Here is a 21,781-nt window from a genome sequence, read left to right as displayed (position 1 = left end):
TAGGCTCCACCGTCATGGACATGACTGACTGGGCGGTGGAGCTGCACTACGGCCCGGCCCGCGGCGACGTACGGGAGGTGCTGCGCTGGCGCGCGGTCCGGGCGCCGGCCGGGCGCGGGCAGGCGCTGCTGTGGCTGGTACTGGTTCCCCTGGTGCCGGTCCTGCTGATCGTGGTCCGGCACGGACGGGGGACGAGCCCGGCCGGCCTGGCCTTCGCCGCCGGGGTGGGGTCGGCGCTGGGCGCCCTCTGCCTCGGTCTGGACCTGTACCGGCTCGCACGCCGGATGTACCGCTGGGCGGCGGAGCACCCGGAGTACCGCTGCGTGGTCACGGAACGGGGCGTGTCCAACCACCGGCCCGACGGCACGGTGGCCGCGTACCGATGGGACAGGTACCGGGGGTGGACGGAGACCCGGAACCTGTTCGTCTTCGTCTTCGCCAACGGAACCCTGGGCTGGCTCCCGAAGCGGGCGGCCGCGGCCCCCGGGGACATCGACCGGATCCGCGCCGCCCTCGACCGCAACCTGAGCCGGATCTAGCCGGCGGGGGCAGCTAGCCGGCGGCCGCGCAGTCCGCGCAGGTGCCGAAGATCTCCACCGTGTGGGCGACGTTCACGTAGCCGTGCTCGGCCGCGATCGATTCCGCCCACTTCTCCACGGCCGGACCCTCCACCTCGACCGCCTTGCCGCACTTGCGGCAGACCAGGTGGTGGTGGTGGTCCCCGGTGGAGCAGCGGCGGTAGACCGACTCGCCGTCGCTGGTGCGCAGGACGTCGACCTCGCCGGCGTCCGCGAGGGACTGGAGGGTGCGGTAGACGGTGGTCAGGCCCACGGAGTCGCCACGGTGCTTGAGCATGTCGTGGAGTTCCTGGGCGCTGCGGAACTCGTCCACCTCGTCCAGCGCCGCCGCCACGGCGGCCCGCTGCCGGGTGGACCGTCCTCGTACTGGCGCGGTGTTCGTCTCGCCAGGCGCAGTCGCCACCGGTTCCTCCTCGTGTCGGCCTCGGGCGTTCGGCTCGGGCCCATTGTGCCAGGCGGTCGGCCCTCCTAGACCTTCACGTCGTCCCGGGTGCACACCTCTTCGGCCGCGCGTGCGGCTTTTGCCCGTCGCCTGGCCAGCGGCGTCGACAGGGCGGTCATCGCCATGAAGACGCCGATGGCGAGCAGCACGATGGCCGCGCCCGAGGGCGCCTCGACGTAGTACGTGGTGACCGTGCCGGTCAGGGAGACCACCAGGCCGATCGCCATGGCCAGCGACAGCGTCGCGGTGAACCCGCGGGTGACCCGCTGGGCGGCCGCCACCGGGATCACCATCATGGCGCTGACCAGCAGCAGGCCGACGATGCGCATCGCGACGGTCACGGTGACCGCGGCGGTCACCATGATCAGCAGGTTCAGCAGGCGCACCGGCAGGCCGGTGACCCGGGCGAACTCCTCGTCCTGGCAGACGGCGAACAGCTGCCGGCGCAGGCCGATGGTGACGGCGAGGACGAACGCGGAGAGGACCGCCACGGCGGTGACGTCCTCGGTCGCGACCGTGGTGATCGAGCCGAACATCGCGCTGAGCAGCTTGGCCGTGGAGCCCCCGCCCACGCTGATGATCATGACGCCGCCGGCGAGGCCGCCGTAGAACAGCATGGCGAGCGCCACGTCGCCGCTGGTCTTGCCGCGGGAGCGGATCAGCTCCATGCCGACGGCGCCGACGACGGCCACCAGGGTCGCCATCCAGACCGGGCTGGTGTTCAGGACGAAGCCGAGCGCGACGCCGGTCATGGCCACGTGGCCCAGGCCGTCGCCCATGACGGCCTGGCGGCGCTGGACGAGGTACGTGCCGATCGCGGGCGCGGTGATGCCGACCAGCGCGGCCGCGATCAGCGCCCGCACCATGAAGGGGTAGTCGAGGAGGTCCATCAGCTCAGGAGTCCCGTCCGCTGGGGCTCGGCGTCGTGCGCCGCGTGGGGGTGTACGTGGTCGTGGCCGGGCAGGGCGTGCTGCCCCAGGGCCTCCGGGGGCGGGCCGTCGTGGACGACGCAGCCGTCGCGCAGGACGACGGCGCGGTCGATCAGCGGTTCCAGCGGGCCCAGCTCGTGCAGGACGAGGAGCACGGTCGTGCCGGCGGCGACCTGGGTGCGCAGGGCGTGCGCGAGAACCGCCTGGTTGGCGAGGTCCACGCCGGCCATCGGCTCGTCCATGATCAGGAGTTCGGGTTCGACGGCGAGGGCCCGGGCAATGAGGACGCGCTGGTGCTGGCCGCCGGAGAGGGCGTTGACCGAGGCGTCGGCGTACGCGTCCATGTCGACGAGGGACAGGGCGCGGCTGACGGCGTCCTTGTCGGCCTTGCGCAGGAGGCCGAAGCGGGAGCGGGCGAGGCGTCCGGCGGAGACGACCTCCCGGACGGTGGCGGGGACGCCGCCGGCGGCGGTGGTGCGCTGCGGGACGTACCCGATGCGCGACCACGCGCGGAAGCGCTTGAAGTCCGTGCCGAAGAGGGACAGCTCCCCGTCGGCCAGCGGGACCTGGCCGACCACGGCGCGGACGGCCGTGGACTTGCCGGAGCCGTTGGCGCCGAGCAGGGCGACGACCTCGCCGCGGTGGACGGTGAGGTCTACGCCGCGCAGCACGGGGCGCGAGCCGAGCGAGGCCGTGGCCCCGCGCAGGGATATGACGGGCTGGTCCGCTGCCTGCCCCGGCGTGGACTGCATGGCTCGCGCCTCCGTTGCTGCTGCTGTCATTACTTGGCTCCGAGCGCCTTCTGGAGGTTCTTCAGGTTCGACCGCATGACCTCGAAGTAGTCAGCGCCCTGGGAGCCGTCGGTGATTCCCTCGAGCGGGTCGAGGACGTCGGTCTTCAGTCCCGTGTCCTTCGCGAGGGTCTTGGCCGTCTTGTCGCTGGCCAGGGTCTCGAAGAACACCGTGCTGACATTGTCCTTCGCCGCCACGGCCTGGAGGTCCTTCATACGGGCCGGGCTGGGCTCGGACTCGGGGTCGACGCCGGAGATGCCCTCCTGGTCGAGGCCGTAGCGCTCGGCGAGGTAGCCGAAGGCGGAGTGGGTGGTGATGAAGGTCCGGGAGGCCGTGTTCTTCAGGCCGTCCTTGAACTCCGTGTCCAGCGCGCCCAGTTCGGCGACCAGGTCCGTGGTGTTCTTCTTGTAGTCCGCCGCGTGGCCGGGGTCGGCCTTCTCCAGTGCCGCGCCGACGCCCTTGGCGATCTCGGCGTACTTGGAGGGGTCGAGCCAGACGTGCGGGTCCTCGCCGGCCTCGCCGTGGCTGTGGTCGTGGCCCTCGTCCGCGCCCTCGCCCTCGCCTTCGGCGGCGTGGCCGTCGTGGCCGGAGGCGCCGTGGGCCTCCAGCGTGGTGAGGGTGGCGGCGTCGACGACGTTCTTCACGCCGGACTGCTCCACGGCCTTGTCGACGGCGGGCTGCAGGCTCTTGAGGTAGAGGACCACGTCGGCCTCGCTGAGCTGCGCGGTCTGCTTGGGGGTGATCTCCAGGTCGTGCGGCTCGACACCCGGCTTCGTCAGGGTGGAGACCTTCACGTGGTCCTTGCCGATCTTCTCGGCGAGGAACTGCATCGGGTAGAACGACGCCGTCACGTCGAGCTTGCCGTCGGCGCTCTTGCCGGCGGCGCTGGCTCCGGAGCAGGCGGTGAGGGCCGTGGCGCCGAGGGTGACGGCTCCGGCGAGGGCGGCTGCGGGTATGAGGCGTCGTACGTTCATGACATCCATTTTCATCAAAAATGGAAACCGTTGTCAACAAGCCAGGTGGGAGGGCGGCCTCCGGGCCGTGGAGGGGATCCGATTTGAAGGGGAGGGTGCGGGCGCCGGTAACCTAAAGGCTTCGCCGTTCGTCCTCGTTAATGAAGAGAGCACCGTGGCCGCCGACAAGATCGACACCATCGTCAGCCTGAGCAAGCGCCGTGGCTTCGTTTTCCCTTGCAGTGAGATCTACGGCGGCTCCAAGGCCGCCTGGGATTACGGCCCGCTGGGTGTCGAGCTCAAGGAGAACATCAAGCGCCAGTGGTGGAAGGCGATGGTCACCGGGCGTGAGGACATCGTCGGCCTCGACTCGTCCGTGATCCTGGCCCCGGAGGTCTGGGTGGCCTCTGGTCACGTCGCGACCTTCTCGGACCCGCTGACCGAGTGCACCGCCTGTCACAAGCGCCACCGCGCGGACCACCTTGAAGAGGCGTACGAGGCCAAGCACGGCCGCCCGCCCGTCAACGGCCTCGCCGATGTCAACTGCCCCCACTGCGGCGTGAAGGGCCAGTTCACCGAGCCCAAGCAGTTCTCCGGCATGCTGGAGACGCACCTCGGCCCGACCCAGGACTCCAAGGCGTACCTGCGCCCCGAGACCGCCCAGGGCATCTTCACCAACTACGCCCAGGTGCAGACCGTCTCGCGCAAGAAGCCGCCGTTCGGCATCGCGCAGATGGGCAAGTCCTTCCGGAACGAGATCACTCCGGGCAACTTCATCTTCCGCACGCGCGAGTTCGAGCAGATGGAGATGGAGTTCTTCGTCAAGCCGGGCGAGGACGAGCAGTGGCAGGAGTACTGGATGGCCGAGCGCTGGAACTGGTACCGCGGCCTCGGCATCCGCGAGGAGAACATCCGCTGGTTCGAGCACCCGAAGGAGAAGCTGTCCCACTACTCGAAGCGCACCGCCGACATCGAGTACCGCTTCAACTTCGGTGGCAACGAGTTCTCCGAGCTCGAGGGCGTGGCCAACCGGACCGACTACGACCTCAAGGCCCACTCCGCCGCCTCCGGCCAGGACCTCGTGTTCTTCGACCAGGAGTCGAAGGAGCGCTACACCCCGTACGTCATCGAGCCGGCGGCCGGCGTTAACCGCGCCATGCTCGCCTTCATGCTCGACGCGTACAACGAGGACGAGGCCCCCAACGCCAAGGGCGTCATGGAGAAGCGCACCGTGATGCGCCTCGACCCGCGCCTGGCCCCGGTCAAGGTCGCCGTCCTGCCGCTGTCCCGCAACGCGCAGCTGTCGCCGAAGGCCAAGGGCCTCGCCGCAGACCTGCGCAAGTTCTGGAACATCGAGTTCGACGACGCGGGCGCCATCGGCCGCCGCTACCGCCGTCAGGACGAGATCGGCACGCCGTTCTGCGTCACCGTCGACTTCGACACCCTGGACGACAACGCGGTGACCGTGCGCGAGCGCGACACCATGAAGCAGGAGCGCGTCTCCCTGGACCAGATCCAGAGCTACCTCGGCAGCCGCCTGCTCGGCTGCTAGGTCCGCAAGGCCGTAAGAGCCGAAACCGGTGGCCCGGTGCGCGACGCGCACCGGGCCACCGGCTTTTACGGGCGGGGCGCGCGGCGGCGGCCCCTATCAGGCGCGCAGGCCCCGGATGACGAGGGAGGTGACGGCTTCGAACTCCGGGATGATCGTCGGCGAGAGCCAGTCGGCCGCGTACTGCGGGTCGTGGAAGCGGCCGGTGGCGTCGAAGACCGCGCGGGCGGCGCCCGGCACGTCCCCGGCGGCGAGCGACCCGGCCGCGACGCCCTCGGCGATGATCCGCGCCAGCTGGGCGACCAGCTCGGTCAGGTGCTCGTCCACCACCCCGCTGTTCTCGGCGAGCAGCACGGTGTAGGTGGCGAACAGCTCGGGGTCGTCCCCGGCCTTGTGGCGCTTCGCCTCGAAGAGGGCCTCCAGCCATGCCTCCAGCTTGGAGGGGGCGCTCCCGCCGGGAGCCGAGGCGATCTCCTCCAGCAGCACCGCGCTCTTGGTGAGCCACCGCTCGGTGACGGCCTCGCGCAGCGCCGCCTTCGACGGGAAGTGGCGGTACACGCTGCCGTGGCTGACGCCCAGGGCGCGGGCCACGTCCACCACGGTCGCCTTGGTGGGACCGAAGCGGCGCAGCACCTCCTCCGTGGTCGCGAGGATGCGCTCGGGGGTCAGGGGCTCGGCGGCAGCGGGGGGCATGGGGACGACCGTACCGTCAGCTCAGTGCTCACTGTCGAGGTGGGCCATCTGCGCGGCCGGGTACCGCTCGCCGGACGCCGAGCCCGCGGGGACGGCCTCCTCGATCGCGACCAGGTCCGCGGCGCTGAGCGTGACGTCCATGGCACCCAGTGCCTCGGTGAGCCGGTCCCGGCGCCGGGCACCCACCAGCGGCACGATGTCGCTGCCCCGCGACAGGACCCAGGCGATGGCCGTCTGGGCGACGCTGACCCCCTTCTCGTCCGCGACCTTCCGCAGGGCGTCGACCAGATCGAGGTTCCGGTCGAGGTTGTCGCCCTGGAACCGGGGGCTCATGCCGCGGAAGTCGCCCGGCGTCAGCTCGCGGTCCCGGGAGAAGTGCCCGCTGATGAGGCCGCGGGACAGGACTCCGTACGCCGTGACGCCGATGCCCAGCTCGCGCGCGGCCGGCAGGATCTCCTCCTCGATACCGCGGGAGATCAGCGAGTACTCGATCTGGAGGTCCGCGATCGGAGCCACCGCGGCGGCCCTGCGCAGGGTGTCCGCGCCGACCTCGGAGAGGCCGATGTGCCGGACGTGCCCGGCCTGGACGGCCTCGGCGATGGCCCCGACGGTCTCCTCGATCGGCACATCAGGGTCCACGCGGGCGATCCGGTAGATGTCGATGTGGTCCCGGCCGAGCCGCTGGAGGGAGTAGGCCAGGAAGTTCCTGACGGCCGCGGGCCGGCCGTCATACCCGGTGAAGCCGCCCTCGACCGTGCGCAGCGCACCGAACTTGACGCTGGTCAGCGCCTGTTCGCGGGCCGCGGCGGGGGCGGTGCGCAGGGCTTCTCCGATCAGCAGCTCGTTGTGCCCCATGCCGTAGAAGTCGCCGGTGTCGAGCAGGGTGACCCCGGCGTCCAGGGCGGCGTGGATGGTCGCGAGGGACTCGGCGCGGTCGGCTTCCCCGTAGAGGGCGGACATGCCCATGCAGCCGAGGCCGAGCGGGAACATGGCGGGTCCGGCGCCGCCGAGCCGGCGGTGGGCGGTGGATGCGGGGGCGGATGCGTTCTCGTTCGTGGTCATGGGACGAGAATGACATGACGAGTGACAGATTTCAATATCTGTCACTCGTCAGGGCTACGCCAGGACGCGCAGGATCAGCGCGGCCGCCGCCAGGAGGGCCAGCACGGCCGCGGGGGCGAGCTCGTAGTCCTTGACGCGCAGGTGGGCGATGACCGCGCCGATGAAATAGAGGGTCACGCCGGCGGCGGCGGCCGCGCCGATCGGGAGGATCCAGAGACCCGCCACCAGGCCCGCGGCGCCGGCCGCCTTCAGGGCGGCGAGGCGTGGCAGCCAGGAATCCGGGACCTCGACCTTGCGCATGCTGGCCAGGATCTGGTCGTTGCGGCGGAGCGTGAAGGTGGCGGAGGCGGTGAGGGCGAGGGCGAGCAGGATGCCGACGACGGTGTAGGCGATGAACATGAAGAACCCCAATGGTCGATGCTGTCAGATCATTGAATAACATCAACGATCGTTAGACTGCAACCATTCCATGATTGCTACGATATGGACCATGACGGCAGATCAGGACGGATCGCACCCCCCGCAGCGGCTGGGCCTGCTGCTGGCCTGGCACGGTTCGGTCACGCAGACCCGCATGAAGCAGGCCTTCGGTACGGCCGGGCTCAGCCCGCGGCACGCCATGACGCTGATGAACCTGGAGGGCGGCCCCATCAGCCAGCGGGAGCTCGCGGAGCGGCTGGAGGTGGACCCGAGCGTGCTGGTCGGGATCCTGAACGACCTGGAGGGCGACGGCCTGGCCGAACGCCGCCGTGACACGGCAGACCGCCGGCGCCACAACGTGGCCCTCACCTCCGCGGGGTCCGCCGTCCTGGACACGACGAACGCGGCGCTCGACGAGGTCGAGCGGGGGCTCTTCGGGGACCTCTCCCCGGGCGACCGGACGGTGCTGCGCGACCTGCTGGGCAGGATCGACACGCGCGCGGAGGACTTCGACTGCCAGGAGTGAGCCGGGGGGAGCGGCGGGCCCCGTAGCGGGAGCCCGTCAGCCCGCCGGCCCAGAGCGCGCCGGCCCCCAGACCGCCGGACCCGGCCCGTCAGCCCACGCCGCCGCGACCGCGAGAGCGGTCAGGCGTCCGCCGGGGCCGGGGTGGCCGCGGGGTCGAGGGTGCGGGCCGTACGGGCCGCCGTCGAGCGGGCCCAGGGGCCGCTCGTGGCAGCCCCCACCACCAGGACGATCAGGCCGCAGGCCGTGATGATCCACCAGGCCGGCCCGGTCGCCTCGGCGAAGTCCGAACCGTGCGCCATCCCGGACGCCAGCACCGAGCCCACCACGGCGACGCCCAGGGTGCCGCCGGTCTGCCGGCTCGTGGACGCGATGGCCGCCGCGACACCCGCCTGGGAGCGCGGCATCCCGGACACCGCCGTATTGGTGACCGGGGCGTTGACCATGCCGAAGCCCAGCCCGAAGAGCATGTACCCGGCGAAGAGCAGCGGGGTGGACGTCTCCGCCTCGAAGACCGCGAAGAGCAGGCCGCTCGCCGCCATCGTCACGCCCGCGACCAGCAGCGGCAGCCGCGGACCGCGGGTCGCGACCAGCCGGCCCGAGAGCGGGGCGAACAGGAAGGTCAGCGTGGCCATCGGCAGCATGTACAGCCCCGCGTCCAGGGCGCTGAGCCCGCGCACGTCCTGGAGGTAGAGCGTGTTCAGGAACAGGAAGCCGGACAGCCCGGCGAAGGCGCTGACCGCGATCACGGTCGCCCCGCTGAACGGTGCGCTCCGGAAGAACCGGAGGTCGACCAGGGGCTCCTCCCGCCGCGGCTCGTACACCAGCAGCCCCACGAGCGAGGCGACGGCGATCACACCGCAGCCCACGATCAGCGGGGAGCCCCAGCCGACGGCGGGCGCCTCGATGATCCCGTACGTGACGCTGCCGAGCAGCGCCATGACCAGTACCTGGCCCACCGGGTCCGGGCGCCGCGGCCGGGCGGCCCGGGACTCGGGGATGTAGCGCAGCGTCAGTACGAGGGCGGCCACGCCGATCGGCAGGTTGAGCCAGAAGATGGAGCGCCAGCCCACGGAGTCCACCATCACCCCGCCGATCAACGGGCCGGCCGCCATGGAGACGCCCGCGACCGCGCCCCACACGCCGATGGCCCGCGCCCGGGCCGCGGGCTCGGTGAAGGTGTTGGTGATGATCGACATCGCCACCGGGTTGAGCATCGCGCCGCCGACCGCCTGGACCATCCGGAAGACGATGAGCCAGTCGAGGCTGGGAGCGAGGGAACACAGCAGGGAGCCGAGGGTGAAGAGCACCAGCCCGGCGACGAACACCTTGCGGCGCCCGATCCGGTCGGCCGTGGAGCCCGCGAGCATCAGCAGCGAGGCCAGGACCAGGGTGTAGGAGTCGATGCTCCACTGCAGCCCCGCGACCGACGCGTCCAGATCGCGGCGCATCGAGGGCAGCGCGACGTTCAGGACGGTGTTGTCGAGGCTGACGATCAGCAGGCTCATGCAGCAGATCGCCAGGACGAGCGTGCGCTGCCGGGGACTCGACTCGATCATGCGGCCGATGGTACGTCCGCCCCACCGCCCCGGCATGCGGGACAATGGGCGGATGACCACGCTTCCCCCGCCCCTCGCGATCGGCCCGCACACCGTGCAGCCCCCGGTGGTGCTCGCACCCATGGCCGGTATCACCAATGCCCCGTTCCGTACCCTCTGCCGGGAGTTCTCGGGCGGCAAGGGGCTGTTCGTGAGCGAGATGATCACGACCCGCGCCCTGGTCGAGCGCAACGAGAAGACCATGCAGCTGATCCACTTCGACGAGGCCGAGAAGCCCCGCTCGATCCAGCTGTACGGGGTCGACCCCGCGACGGTCGGCAAGGCGGTCCGGATGATCGTCGAGGAGGACCGCGCCGACCACATCGACCTCAACTTCGGCTGCCCGGTGCCCAAGGTCACCCGCAAGGGCGGTGGCTCGGCCCTCCCGTACAAGCGCCACCTGCTGCGCGCGATCCTGCGCGAGGCCGTCGCGGGCGCCGGAGACCTGCCGGTGACCATGAAGATGCGCAAGGGCATCAACGACGAGCACCTCACCTACCTCGACGCCGGCCGGATCGCCGTCGAGGAGGGGGTCACCGCCATCGCCCTGCACGGGCGCACCACCGCCCAGCACTACGGCGGTACCGCCGACTGGGACGCCATAGCGCGGCTCAAGGAGCACGTGCCGGAGATCCCGGTGCTCGGCAACGGCGACATCTGGTGCGCCGAGGACGCGCTGCGCATGGTCCGCGAGACCGGTTGTGATGGCGTCGTCGTGGGGCGCGGCTGCCTGGGCCGCCCGTGGCTGTTCAACGACCTGGTGGCGGCCTTCGAGGGGCGTCCCGAGGACTTCCACAAGCCCATGCTGCGGGAGGTCGCGGCGACCATGCACCGGCACGCCGAGCTGCTCGGGCAGTGGATCGGTGACGAGGCGCGCGGGGTGATCGACTTCCGTAAGCACGTGGCCTGGTACTTGAAGGGCTTCGCGGTGGGCTCCGAGATGCGCCAGAAGCTGGCGGTGACCTCCTCCCTGGCCGAGCTGGACGCTCATCTGAGCGAGCTGGACCTGGACCAGCCGTGGCCCGAGAGCGCGGACGGTCCGCGCGGCCGGACGTCCGGAAACAACCGGGTTGTCCTGCCCGAGGGCTGGTTGAAGGATCCGTACGACTGCGCGGGCGTGGGCGAGGAAGCCGAACTGGACACGTCAGGAGGCTGACAGTGCCTGGCAAAACGTGTCTTCGCGAGCGTGACATACGCCACGCATGGGTGGGCTTGCGCTCACATGAGCGTAAGAATCGCGGATAAGACTTTCAAAGGGTGGCACTGGGTGCCACCCTTTGTGCGTTCACTACTTGAAGGCAAACGGATCGATGATCGCTCATCCGAGCAGAATCAAGCCTCAGTGGGCACTTCGGCCTTCGGGAAATGAACGATCTTCGAGGTTCTAGCTACCGATGAGTCACTTTCGATCTCCTGGCGCATGGGTGGTTACGGCCGCATGACCGCCAAGTGGACGTACCCATAAGCCTTCGATCTGGGTATGTTCCTGGCCGTCAGGGCAGCCACCGAGTCCTCGAGGAGTCGAGACCCGTGTCGGAAAACAAAGATCAGAAGCTCGTCTACGACTTCACCGAGGGCAACCGCGACCTCAAGGACCTTCTCGGCGGCAAGGGGGCCAACCTCGCCGAGATGACCAACCTCGGCCTCCCGGTCCCTCCCGGCTTCACCATCACCACCGAGGCGTGCAAGGTCTACCTCGACAGCGGTACGGCCCCGGCCGCGCTGCGCGACGAGGTCAGCGCCCACCTGGAAGCCCTCGAGGCGAAGATGGGCAAGAAGCTCGGCCAGTCGGACGACCCGCTGCTGGTCTCCGTGCGCTCCGGCGCCAAGTTCTCGATGCCCGGCATGATGGACACCGTCCTCAACATCGGCCTCTCCGACGAGTCCGTCACCGGCCTCGCCGCGCAGTCCGGTGACGAGCGCTTCGCGTGGGACTCCTACCGCCGCCTCATCCAGATGTTCGGCAAGACCGTCATGGACGTCGGCGGCGAGCTCTTCGAGGAGGCCCTCGAAGAGGCCAAGGCCGCCAAGAAGGTCACCGTCGACACCGACCTCGACGCCGCCGACCTGAAGAAGCTGGTCAAGCACTTCAAGAAGATCGTGGCGAAGGAGGCCGGCCGCGAGTTCCCGCAGGACGCCCGCGACCAGATGGACCTCGCCGTCGAAGCGGTCTTCAACTCGTGGAACACCGACCGCGCCAAGCTCTACCGCCGCCAGGAGCGCATCCCCGGCGACCTGGGCACCGCCGTCAACATCTGTTCCATGGTCTTCGGCAACCTCGGCCCGGACTCCGGCACGGGCGTCGCGTTCACCCGCGACCCCGCCAGCGGCCACCAGGGCGTCTACGGCGACTACCTCCAGAACGCCCAGGGCGAGGACGTGGTGGCGGGCATCCGCAACACCGTCCCCCTCGCGGACCTGGAGGGCATCGACAAGGCCTCGTACGACCAGCTCATGACGATCATGGAGACGCTGGAGACCCACTACAAGGATCTCTGCGACATCGAGTTCACGATCGAGCGCGGCCAGCTCTGGATGCTCCAGACCCGCGTCGGCAAGCGCACCGCGGGCGCCGCCTTCCGCATCGCCACGCAGCTCGTCGACCAGGGCCTGATCGACGAGGCCGAGGCCCTCCAGCGCGTCAACGGCGCCCAGCTCGCCCAGCTGATGTTCCCGCGCTTCGACGCCGACGCGACGACCCAGCTCCTGGGCCGCGGCATCGCCGCCTCCCCGGGCGCGGCGGTCGGCAAGGCCGTCTTCGACTCCTACACGGCCGTCAAGTGGTCCCGCTCCGGCGAGAAGGTCATCCTGATCCGCCGCGAGACCAACCCCGACGACCTCGACGGCATGATCGCCTCCGAGGGCATCCTGACCTCGCGCGGCGGCAAGACCTCGCACGCCGCCGTCGTCGCCCGCGGCATGGGCAAGACCTGCGTCTGCGGCGCCGAGGAACTCGACGTCGACACCAAGCGCCGCCGCATGACGGTCGGCGGGACGGTCATCGAAGAGGGCGACGTCGTCTCCATCGACGGCTCCACCGGCAAGGTCTACCTCGGCGAGGTACCCGTCGTACCCTCCCCGGTCGTGGAGTACTTCGAGGGCCGCATGCACGCCGGCGCCGACGACGCCGACGAGCTGGTCGCCGCCGTCCACCGGATCATGGCCTACGCGGACCGCGTCCGCCGGCTGCGCGTGCGCGCCAACGCCGACAACGCCGAGGACGCGCTGCGCGCCCGCCGCTTCGGCGCCCAGGGCATCGGCCTGTGCCGCACCGAGCACATGTTCCTCGGCGAGCGCCGCGAGATGGTCGAGCGCCTGATCCTCGCGGACACCGACGAGGAGCGCGAGGGCGCTCTGGACGCCCTGCTGCCGCTGCAGAAGAAGGACTTCGTCGAGCTGTTCGAGGCGATGGACGGACTGCCCGTCACCGTCCGCCTGCTCGACCCGCCGCTGCACGAGTTCCTGCCCGACATCACCGAGCTGTCGGTGCGCGTCGCCCTCGCCGAGTCCCGCAAGGACGCCAACGAGAACGACCTGCGCCTGCTCCAGGCCGTGCACAAGCTGCACGAGCAGAACCCGATGCTGGGTCTGCGCGGTGTCCGCCTCGGCCTGGTCATCCCCGGTCTGTTCGCCATGCAGGTACGGGCGATCGCCGAGGCCGCGGCCGAGCGCAAGAACGCCAAGGGCGACCCGCGCGCCGAGATCATGGTCCCGCTCGTGGGCACCGTCCAGGAGCTGGAGATCGTCCGCGACGAGGCCGACCAGGTCATCGCCGAGGTCGAGGCCGCGACCGGCACCAGCCTCAAGCTGACCATCGGCACGATGATCGAGCTGCCCCGCGCCGCCCTGACGGCCGGACAGATCGCCGAGGCCGCGCAGTTCTTCTCCTTCGGCACGAACGACCTGACGCAGACGGTCTGGGGCTTCTCCCGCGACGACGTCGAGGCCTCGTTCTTCACCGCGTACCTGGAGAAGGGCATCTTCGGGGTCTCGCCCTTCGAGACCATCGACCGCGACGGCGTCGGCGCGCTGGTCCGCAGCGCCGTCCAGGCCGGCCGGGCCACCCGCCCCGACCTCAAGCTCGGCGTCTGCGGCGAGCACGGCGGCGACCCGGAGTCCGTCCACTTCTTCCACGAGGTGGGCCTGGACTACGTCTCCTGCTCGCCCTTCCGGATTCCGGTGGCGCGCCTGGAGGCCGGTCGTGCGGCCGCCGAATCGAAGGGCAGCGACAGCCGCTGACCCCCGCCCCGTGAAGGGGCCCCACAGACCGCGCCTGCCCCCGGGTTCCCTGACACCCGGAGGCGGGCGCGTCTATTTTTTCGTGTTCAACAAATCTTTACGCCAGCAGGCGGTGGACGGATCCCCACCCGTCCACCGCCGCTGTCATTCTGCCGGGCACGTCGGCGCTTCCCGGTGCGACCGACCGCCAGGCCCCGCAAAGCCCCCCACGGCCTTCGCGGAGCGTTTCGGTCGCATCGGAGTGTGCCCGGCGGAGTACAGGATTTCGGTTGTCACGCCTCCGCCGAAAGGGGTTTCAACTGTGGCCGAAAGGGCGTGGTGACCACGTGTGACGGCATGCATACTCATGGGGCGGGGGGATTGCGGTTGCACAGGTGGGGGTTCGGTGCTGCGTATCCATTTCACTGGAGTGGACCTGGCACGCGTACGGATGGCAGGTCGTCCCGATGCGTTGTGGGAAACGATTCTGAGCTTTCACCGCCTAAGGGACCGGCGCGATGCCCGGCTCTTCGGTGAATGGCGTACGGAAACCCGGAGCAGGTTGAATAGTGAAACACGCATGCTCGGTATGCTTATACCGAGCAGAGGTTATTTTCCCGATTTCCTGACCCCTGTGGAGGGGCAGTACGGGTGGGACGTGGGCCTCGACGCGCTGCGCGGCATACGTCCCGAACGGATGCGGCACGAGGTGCTGCTCCTGGGCGCGGGCACGGCCCCCGGCTCGGCGGTCGCGCCGCGGCTGCGGGAGTTCATGGACGGCGGCACCAAGCACCTGCCCAGGCTGCTGGGAGAGCTGCGCGGCTACCACCGCGCGGCCGTGGAGCCGTACTGGACGCACATCCAGGCCCAGATCGAGGCCGAACGGGCCGCGCGCGGCCGGGCCCTGCTCGACGGGGGCGCGGACGAGCTGCTGGCCTCGCTGCCGCCGATGCTGCGCTGGCACGCCCCGGTCCTGGAGTGCGACTACCCGGTGGACCGGGACGTACGGCTGCGCGGGCGCGGGCTGCTGCTCCAGCCGTCGTTCTTCTGCCGGCGCACCGCGGTGACGCTGCACGACCCGGAGCAGCCGCCCGTACTGGTCTACCCGGCCGCGGCGCAGCTGGCCTCGGCGCCGCCCGCGGGGGGCGAGGCCGCCCGGCCCGTGGAGGAGCGCCGCCAGCGCACCCTGGGCAAGCTGGTCGGGCACACCCGCTCGGTGGTGCTGCGTGCCATAGGGGACGGGGCCACCACGAGCGAGCTGGCCCGCCGGGCCGGGGTCTCCCTGGCCTCTGCGAGCCAGCACGCCTGTGTGATGCGGGAGGCGGGCCTGGTCACCACCCTGCGGCACGGGAACGCGGTGCTGCACACCGTGACCCCGCTCGGCGCGGCCCTGCTGAAGGGCGGGGCGGTGGCGTCGTGACCGCCCCCGGCCCCCGGACGCGCGTCCGGGGGCCGGGGGCACGGCCAGGGGATTGGGTCACGTGCGGAAGGGGCCGGTGACCTCGTACGTGATGCCGCCCGACGAGCTGCCGCTCGTCCCGCGCTGGCTGCTGAAGTAGAGCCGGGTGCCGTCGGGGGAGAAGGCCGGGCCGGTGATCTCCGAGGAGGACTGGCCCGTGATCCGCAGGAACGGGGCGACCACGTCGTCCGGGGTGATCACGCAGACCTCCATGTTGCCGCCGTCCTCGGCGACGTACAGGTCCCCGTACGAGGACCCGGTGACGTTGTCCACGCCCGTCAGCGGGGCCGCGCCGCCGGGGACCAGGGAGTCGTCGTAGGCCAGCTCGTAGGTGCTCGCGGCGAGGTTCAGCTGCCAGACCCGGTTGTCGCCCTTGGTCGTGAACCACACGGTGTCGTTGGCGTAGTGGCAGCCCTCGCCGCCGCTGAACTTCTTCGCGCCCGAGACCTGGCTGCGCGTGGCGGTCGGGTAACCGTCGCGGTCCGGGACGTTGGCCCAGGTGAACGAGCCGGAGGTGGCCGTGGACGCCTTCAGGACCTGGAGGGTGCCGGCGGAGAGGTTGCCCCAGGTGGTCGGGACGAAGCGGTAGAAGCAGCCGTCCGACTCGTCCTCCGTCAGGTAGATCACCTTGCGGACCGGGTCGGCGGCGGCCGCCTCGTGCTTGAACTGGCCCATCGCCGGGCGCTGGACGGCCGCGTTCACCCCGTACGGGTCGGTCTCGTACACGTAGCCGCGGGTGACCTCCTCGCAGGACAGCCAGGTGTTCCAGGGGGTTTTGCCGCCCGCGCAGTTCTGCCGGGTGTTCGACAGGATCCGGTACGCGCCGGTGATCGCGCCGGTCGCGCCGAACTTCACCGCGCTGGCGCCGCCGCTCGGGTTGATCTCCGAGTTCGACACGTAGATCCAGCCCGTGCCGTCCGCGAAACAGGCACCGCCGTCGGGCGCGCTGTGCCACTTGTACGTGGTGGAGCCGACGTTCTGGCCGGACCGGGCGATCACCCGGCTGCTGAAGCCGGCGGGGAGCTGGAGGCCGTTCGCGTCGGCCGCGCCGAGCGCCCCGTACGGGCCGGCCCCCGGCTGGGCGGGGGCCGCGTAGGCCGCCCCGTGCATCAGGGTGCCGCCGAAGGCGGCGGCGGACGAGCCTATGACTGCGCCGCGCAGAAAGGTACGACGTTCCACGGTCACTCCTGTGGGAGGAAGGCCCCGCGTCCGGTCGGACGCGGGGTCGCACGCGTCGAGGAACCTAGAAGAGCTGAGTTGACGTGACGTCAATTCCTCATGACGCGCGAGCGACCGGCTCGGGGTCAATGGCCGTGCGCCCTTCACCTGAAGGGATTTCGGCGTGCCGGAGGGCATTTTCCGGAAGGTTTTCCGCTTCTCACCGGCGGCGCCGTGCGCCGGACCGCGGACGATTCGATGTGCGTACGCCCAGGCACACCCCGCCCGCCGGCCTCCGCCGCCGGGCGCGCCGAGGGGCGGGTTCCGGCCGATTCCGGCGCCCGGGGTTTCACCCCGCGTACGGCGCGCGATGGCCGACGGGATGCCCTGCGGGCTCTCGTGCGGGCCTTCCAGAGGCCCCTCCAGAGGCCCCTCCCGCGGGACCTTCGCCCCGCACGCCGCGCTTGAGCCGTCCGGGTGGTGTGCTCGCGGGGACCGGACCCTCCTGACCTGCTGATTCGTCCCCGGCCAAAGAAATCGCGCGGGATTTTTCCCGGGAGCGATGAGTTTTCCGGCGCCCCCCGGTCTACCCCTCGAACGCGCCGCACGGTGCGAGCGCAGCCGAGGGAAGAGGGACCGAGATGTCCGCCACCATGATCTTCGTCAACCTGCCGGTCAAGGACCTGGACGCCAGCAAGGCCTTCTGGGGCGAGCTCGGCTACGGCTTCAACGCCCAGTTCAGTGACGAGAACTGCGCCTCCATGGTGATCAGCGACACGATCGTGGCGATGCTCCTGACCGAGGCCCGCTACAAGGACTTCACCCACAAGGAGATCGCGGACGCCACCAAGACCTCCGAGGTCCTGCTCTGTCTCAGCTCCGAGAGCCGCGCCGCGGTCGACGCGCTCGTCGACGCGGCCGTCGCCGCCGGGGGCACCGAGTCCCGCCCGGCCCAGGACCTCGGCTTCATGTACGGCCGGGCTTTCGACGACCTCGACGGACACACCTGGGAGATCATGTGGATGGACCCGGCGGCGGTCCAGGGCTGAGCACCGCCCTCACGAGGTGGCGGCGGTCCGCACCCGGTAGGTCCGGACCGCGACCTCCTCGTCGTCCAGGCAGCGCCCCGACTCCAGGTCGAAGCGCTGCTTGAGCAGCGGCGAGGCCACGAACGGCCGCCCTGCCGCGCACCCCAGCAGCCCCCGCGACAGCACGTGCGCCCCGGTGAAGGGGTCCTGGTTGCCGATGGCGTACGGGCGCCCCCCGCGGTCGAGGAACACCGCGGCCTGGCTCCCGTCGGGCAGCAGGGCCGCGACGCCCCGGCCGGGGACGAGCGCCGACAGCTCGCACACCGTCAGCCACCCCTCCTCCACCTCCAGTTCGACGGTCATCGGGTGCCTCCCAGCGGCTGAAGGGTGAGGACGGCCAGGTCGGGCTTGACCTGGTCGCGTTCGGGCACGAACTTCACGGTCGGGTCGGGGGCCCCGGGCGCGTTGACGAAGGACACGAAACGGCGCATCCGCTCCGGGTCCGACAGGGTCTCGGCCCACTCGTCGCGGTAGTGCGCGACGTGGTCGGCCATCAGGGACTCCAGCTCCGCGCACAGCCCGAGCGAGTCGTGCACGACCACGTCCCGCAGGTGCTCCAGACCGCCCTCCATCCGTTCCAGCCAGGTGGAGGTCCGCTCCAGCCGGTCGGCGGTGCGGATGTAGAACATCAGGAACCGGTCGATGAGGCGGATCAGCTCGGCGTCCGACAGGTCCTGGGCGAGCAGGTCGGCGTGGCGCGGGGTGGCCCCGCCGTTGCCGCCGACGTAGAGGTTCCAGCCGCTCGCCGTCGCGATCACCCCGAAGTCCTTGCTCTGCGCCTCCGCGCACTCGCGGGCGCAGCCGGAGACCGCCGACTTCAGCTTGTGCGGTGCCCGCAGGCCCCGGTAGCGCAGTTCCAGGCCGATGGCCATGCGCACGCTGTCCTGAACCCCGTACCGGCACCAGGTCTGCCCCACGCAGGACTTCACCGTCCGCAGGGCCTTCCCGTACGCGTGCCCGGACTCGAAGCCCGCGTCGACGAGCCGGGCCCAGATCAGCGGGAGCTGGTCCACGCTCGCGCCGAAGAGGTCGATCCGCTGCCCGCCGGTGATCTTCGTGTAGAGGCCGAAGTCGCGTGCCACCTCGCCGATCACGATCAGCCTGTCCGGGGTGATCTCGCCGCCGGGGATGCGCGGGACGACCGAATAGGAGCCGTTGCGCTGGATGTTGGCGAGGAAGTGGTCGTTCGTGTCCTGGAGGGCCGCCTGTTCCCCGTCGAGGACGTAGCCGCTGGCCCCGAGGGTCGGGGCGAGGGAGGCGATGATCGAGCCGACGGTGGGCTTGCACACCTCGCAGCCGTCTCCGCCGCGGGCTTCCGGGCGGCCGTGGCCGTCCAGCAGCTCCGCGTACGACGTCAGCCGCCGGGTGCGGACGATCTCGTACAGCTCCGTGCGGGTGTGCGGGAAGCAGCCGCACAGGCCCGGGTCGGCGGCCGGCGGCAGCAGCTGCCCGATCACCTTGAGGCAGCTGCCGCAGCCGGTGCCCGCCTTGGTGCACTTCTTGACCTCGGGGACGGTGGCGCAGGCGGCGATGGCCCGCTTGGTGACGTTGTGGCAGGAGCAGATCACCGCGTGGTCGGGGAGCGCGGACGGGCCGAGCGCGACGGGCGCGCCGAGGCCGGCGGGCAGGACCAGTTGCTCGGGGGCGACGGGCGGCACGCTGCCGGTGAGCGGGCGCAGCAGCCCGTACGAGTCGGCGTCGCCGACCAGGACCCCGCCGAGCAGCACCCCGTCGGGGGAGACGACCAGCTTCTTGTAGACGCCCGAGCGGGAGTCGGACCAGACCACGTCGAGGCTGCCGGGGGCGGCGCCGTGGGCGTCGCCGAAGGAGGCCACGTCGACGCCGAGGAGCTTGAGCTTGGTGGAGAGGTCGGCTCCGGTGAACTCCTTCTCGCGGCCCAGCAGGTCGTCGGCGGCGGTCTCGGCCATCTCGTAGCCGGGGGCGACCAGGCCGTACACCCGGCCGTCGACGGCGAGCGCGCACTCGCCGATGGCGTACACGCGCGGATCGGAGGTGCGGCAGCGGGCATCGACGGCGATGCCGCCGCGCTCGCCCACGTCCAGCCCCGCGGAGCGGGCCAGCTGGTCGCGGGGGCGGACGCCCGCGGAGAAGACGACGAGCTCGGTGTCGACGCGGGAGCCGTCGGAGAGCAGCATCCCGCTGACGCTGCCGTCCTCGCCGGTCAGCACCTCCTGGGTGCCCACGCCGGTGTGGACGGTGAGGCCCATGGCCTCGATGGTGCGCAGCAGGGCCGCGCCGCCGCCCTCGTCGATTTGGACGGGCATCAGGCGCGGGGCGAACTCGACGATCCGGGCGGTGAGTCCGAGGCCCTGAAGGGCGCCGGCCGCCTCCAGCCCGAGGAGTCCGCCGCCGACGACCGCGCCGTGGGTGCGGGTCTTGGCGTACTCCTCGATGGCGAGGAGGTCCTCGATGGTGCGGTAGACGAAGCAGCCCGGTGCGTCCTTGCCGGGGACCGGCGGCACGAAGGGGTGGCTGCCGGTCGCCAGGACCAGGACGTCGTACGGGAAGACGCGGCCGGAGCGGGAGGTGACGGTGCGGGCCTCCCGGTCGACGGATTCGGCGGGGTCGTCGAGGTGCAGGGCGATGCCGTGCTCCTCCATGAAGCCGGACGGCGTCATGGACAGGTCCTCGGGGGTGCTGCCGGAGAAGTACGAGGTGAGGTGCACCCGGTCGTAGGCCGGCCGGGGCTCCTCGCAGAGCACGGTGACCCGGTGGGTCGCGGTGGCGCCCCGCTCGGCCAGGGCTTCGAGGTAGCGCTGGCCGACCATGCCGTGCCCGATGAGCACGAGGGTGGGCAGGGGCTCGGTCATGTCAGTGGCCTCCGTCGTCGGTGAGCAGGCGGAACAGGTCGGCGGGGTCGTGCAGGGGCTCGCCGCCCTCCCAGCCGCGGGCGAGGGCGCCCACGCTGGAGAGCTCGCCGAGCAGGACCCCGCCGACGAGGCGGTCGCCGCGGACGACGACCTGCCGGTAGGTCCGGCGGGTGGCGTCCGCGAGGCGGACCACGTCGTCGCCGGGGAGCGGGGTGGTCTCACCGAAGGCGGCGAGGTCGAGCGTGCGGTGGCCGGCTCCGCCGAGCGTGAGCCGGGTGAGGGCCCGGGTGCCGGTGTACGGGGCCGCCCCGCCGGGGCGGGCGTCCGGGGCGGCTCCCGCGCCGGCGTGAGCGGCGGTCTCCGGGGCGGCGGTGACCCCGGCAGCGGGCGCGGCGTCCGGAGCCCCGTGCGGGGTCCGGCCGGTGAGGATCGCGGCCAGTGCGTCGGCCTGCTCCAGGGCCGCGCCCGCCAGGCCGTACACCCGGCCGGCGTGCTCGGCGCAGTCGCCGATGGCGTGGACGCGGGGGTCGCTGGTGCGGAGCCGGTCGTCGACGACGACGCCCGTGCGGACGTCGAGGCCGGCGGCCACGGCCAGACCCGTACGGGGGCGCACCCCGCAGGCCAGCACGACGAGGTCGGCCTCCAGCCGGTAGCCGTCGGCGAGTTCGGCCCCGGTGACCCGGCGGGAACCGCCCGGCGGGCCGGTCGTACTCAGGCCGCGCACCCGGCACTCCGTGTGGATCTCCACGCCCAGCGCGGTCAGGTGGGCGTGGAGCAGCGCCGAGGCGGCCGCGTCGAGCTGGCGCTCCATCAGCCGCTCCGCCTGCTGGGCCAGGACCACCTGCGCGCCCCGCGCCGCCAGCGCCCGGGCCGCCGAGACGCCCAGCAGGCCGCCGCCGATGACCACCGCGCGCACGCCCGGTCCGACGGCCGCCGACAGGGCCAGGCAGTCGTCCATCGTGCGGAACGGGTGCACCCCCTCGGGGAGTTCCCGCCCGTCCGGCACGAACAGCCCACGCAGCGGTGGCAGCACCGGGTTCGAACCCGTGGCCAGCACCAGGGTGTCGTACCGCTCCACGCTCCCGTCGTCGCAGTGCACCGCCCGCTCCGCACGGTCGATCCGGACCGCCCGGACGCCCCGCCGCAGCGCCGGGCCGGGTGCGGGCAGGGCCGTCACCTCCGGCGCGTACCGGCCCGCGAGGACCTCGGCGAGCAGCACCCGGTTGTACGGGACGTGCGTCTCCTCGCCCAGCACGGTCACCGCCGCGTCCGGGCCGCTCATCCGCTGCGCCAGCCGCAGGCCCGCCAGGCCGCCGCCGATCACCACCACACGCTGCTCCGAGGTCATGCCACGAGCGTGCGGGGGCGCTGTTTCCCCGCCGCATCGCCGTTGTTACCCGGACGGAACGCCCGCCTCAGCGCAGGGGTTAAGGGTCGGTGAGGCCTCCCTCAAGGCCGCCTTAAGGATCATCTGCGTGCCCGTCCGGGC

At 71.4% G+C, this 21,781-nt stretch carries 19 protein-coding genes; 7 read left to right on the top strand and 12 right to left on the bottom strand.

What is annotated here, in order from left to right; translation table 11 throughout:
- Positions 1-14: 14 nt before the first annotated feature.
- Positions 15-539, top strand: coding sequence for a YcxB family protein (locus OTB16_RS04385; RefSeq protein WP_267718519.1), 525 nt, complete (start codon positions 15-17; stop codon positions 537-539).
- 13 nt (positions 540-552) lie between these two features.
- On the opposite strand, the gene OTB16_RS04380 is transcribed toward OTB16_RS04385, so the two are convergent.
- From OTB16_RS04380 to OTB16_RS04365, 4 genes are all read right to left on the bottom strand, one after another.
- Positions 553-981 carry a Fur family transcriptional regulator gene (locus OTB16_RS04380; protein WP_150519707.1) on the bottom strand — a complete coding sequence of 143 codons (429 nt, stop codon included), beginning with the start codon at positions 979-981 and terminating at the stop codon, positions 553-555.
- A gap of 65 nt (positions 982-1,046) precedes the next feature.
- The gene (locus tag OTB16_RS04375; RefSeq protein ID WP_267718518.1) at positions 1,047-1,910 is read right to left on the bottom strand and encodes a metal ABC transporter permease; all 864 of its coding nucleotides are present in this window, start codon (positions 1,908-1,910) and stop codon (positions 1,047-1,049) included.
- The gene (locus tag OTB16_RS04370; protein ID WP_267718517.1) at positions 1,910-2,701 is read right to left on the bottom strand and encodes a metal ABC transporter ATP-binding protein; all 792 of its coding nucleotides are present in this window, start codon (positions 2,699-2,701) and stop codon (positions 1,910-1,912) included. The genes OTB16_RS04375 and OTB16_RS04370 overlap by 1 nt, the downstream gene beginning before the upstream one ends.
- 29 nt (positions 2,702-2,730) lie before the next feature.
- Positions 2,731-3,714 carry a metal ABC transporter substrate-binding protein gene (locus tag OTB16_RS04365; protein WP_267718516.1) on the bottom strand — a complete coding sequence of 328 codons (984 nt, stop codon included), beginning with the start codon at positions 3,712-3,714 and terminating at the stop codon, positions 2,731-2,733.
- 154 nt (positions 3,715-3,868) lie between these two features.
- Here OTB16_RS04365 and OTB16_RS04360 point away from each other — a divergent pair, with 154 nt between their 5' ends.
- Positions 3,869-5,245 carry a glycine--tRNA ligase gene (locus tag OTB16_RS04360; RefSeq protein ID WP_267718515.1) on the top strand — a complete coding sequence of 459 codons (1,377 nt, stop codon included), beginning with the start codon at positions 3,869-3,871 and terminating at the stop codon, positions 5,243-5,245.
- Positions 5,246-5,341: 96 nt separating this feature from the next.
- On the opposite strand, the gene OTB16_RS04355 is transcribed toward OTB16_RS04360, so the two are convergent.
- From OTB16_RS04355 to OTB16_RS04345, 3 genes are read right to left on the bottom strand one after another with little or no spacing between them, the layout of a single operon-like run.
- A complete protein-coding gene (locus tag OTB16_RS04355; protein ID WP_267718514.1) occupies positions 5,342-5,935 on the bottom strand; it encodes a TetR/AcrR family transcriptional regulator in 594 nt (197 codons plus the stop codon).
- 21 nt (positions 5,936-5,956) lie between these two features.
- Positions 5,957-6,997: an aldo/keto reductase gene (locus OTB16_RS04350; protein ID WP_420717615.1), complete on the bottom strand. Its 1,041-nt coding sequence runs from the start codon at positions 6,995-6,997 to the stop codon at positions 5,957-5,959.
- 54 nt (positions 6,998-7,051) lie between these two features.
- Positions 7,052-7,408, bottom strand: coding sequence for a DoxX family protein (locus OTB16_RS04345; protein WP_267718513.1), 357 nt, complete (start codon positions 7,406-7,408; stop codon positions 7,052-7,054).
- 79 nt (positions 7,409-7,487) lie between these two features.
- Between OTB16_RS04345 and OTB16_RS04340 the strand changes: the two genes are divergently transcribed.
- On the top strand, positions 7,488-7,943 hold the full coding sequence (locus OTB16_RS04340) for a MarR family winged helix-turn-helix transcriptional regulator (protein WP_267718512.1): 456 nt from the start codon (positions 7,488-7,490) through the stop codon (positions 7,941-7,943).
- A 119-nt stretch (positions 7,944-8,062) separates the two neighbouring features.
- On the opposite strand, the gene OTB16_RS04335 is transcribed toward OTB16_RS04340, so the two are convergent.
- The gene (locus OTB16_RS04335) at positions 8,063-9,499 is read right to left on the bottom strand and encodes an MFS transporter (RefSeq protein ID WP_267718511.1); all 1,437 of its coding nucleotides are present in this window, start codon (positions 9,497-9,499) and stop codon (positions 8,063-8,065) included.
- Between the two features lie 34 nt (positions 9,500-9,533).
- Here OTB16_RS04335 and dusB point away from each other — a divergent pair, with 34 nt between their 5' ends.
- The 3 genes from dusB (at position 9,534) to OTB16_RS04320 (ending at position 15,176) form a co-directional block, all read left to right on the top strand.
- Complete coding sequence (gene dusB / locus OTB16_RS04330; RefSeq protein ID WP_267718793.1) at positions 9,534-10,694, top strand: tRNA dihydrouridine synthase DusB; 1,161 nt, start codon at positions 9,534-9,536, stop codon at positions 10,692-10,694.
- 374 nt (positions 10,695-11,068) lie between these two features.
- A complete protein-coding gene (gene ppdK / locus OTB16_RS04325; protein ID WP_267718510.1) occupies positions 11,069-13,777 on the top strand; it encodes a pyruvate, phosphate dikinase in 2,709 nt (902 codons plus the stop codon).
- A 385-nt stretch (positions 13,778-14,162) separates the two neighbouring features.
- Positions 14,163-15,176 (top strand): ArsR/SmtB family transcription factor, encoded by a 1,014-nt coding sequence (locus tag OTB16_RS04320; protein ID WP_267718509.1) that lies wholly within the window; start codon positions 14,163-14,165, stop codon positions 15,174-15,176.
- A gap of 57 nt (positions 15,177-15,233) precedes the next feature.
- On the opposite strand, the gene OTB16_RS04315 is transcribed toward OTB16_RS04320, so the two are convergent.
- The gene (locus OTB16_RS04315) at positions 15,234-16,394 is read right to left on the bottom strand and encodes an alkaline phosphatase PhoX (RefSeq protein ID WP_267718508.1); all 1,161 of its coding nucleotides are present in this window, start codon (positions 16,392-16,394) and stop codon (positions 15,234-15,236) included.
- A gap of 620 nt (positions 16,395-17,014) precedes the next feature.
- Here OTB16_RS04315 and OTB16_RS04310 point away from each other — a divergent pair.
- Positions 17,015-17,422 carry a VOC family protein gene (locus OTB16_RS04310; protein ID WP_267718507.1) on the top strand — a complete coding sequence of 136 codons (408 nt, stop codon included), beginning with the start codon at positions 17,015-17,017 and terminating at the stop codon, positions 17,420-17,422.
- A 9-nt stretch (positions 17,423-17,431) separates the two neighbouring features.
- Here the strand turns inward: OTB16_RS04310 and nirD are convergent, their stop codons facing one another.
- Genes nirD through OTB16_RS04295 form a run of 3 tightly spaced genes read right to left on the bottom strand, consistent with a single transcriptional unit; the run spans position 17,432 to position 21,640 of the window.
- Positions 17,432-17,764 (bottom strand): nitrite reductase small subunit NirD, encoded by a 333-nt coding sequence (gene nirD / locus OTB16_RS04305; protein WP_267718506.1) that lies wholly within the window; start codon positions 17,762-17,764, stop codon positions 17,432-17,434.
- On the bottom strand, positions 17,761-20,292 hold the full coding sequence (gene nirB, locus OTB16_RS04300; protein WP_267718505.1) for a nitrite reductase large subunit NirB: 2,532 nt from the start codon (positions 20,290-20,292) through the stop codon (positions 17,761-17,763). Before nirB ends, nirD begins: the two co-directional genes overlap by 4 nt.
- A 1-nt stretch (position 20,293) precedes the next feature.
- Positions 20,294-21,640, bottom strand: a complete 1,347-nt coding sequence (locus OTB16_RS04295; RefSeq protein WP_267718504.1) for an NAD(P)/FAD-dependent oxidoreductase — start codon at positions 21,638-21,640, stop codon at positions 20,294-20,296.
- Positions 21,641-21,781 lie beyond the last annotated feature (141 nt).

It is taken from the genome of Streptomyces antarcticus, from assembly GCF_026627255.1.
GTDB lineage: Bacteria > Actinomycetota > Actinomycetes > Streptomycetales > Streptomycetaceae > Streptomyces > Streptomyces antarcticus.
Note: the sequence above shows the minus strand (reverse complement) of the source record. Positions and strands in the feature narration are given on the sequence as shown.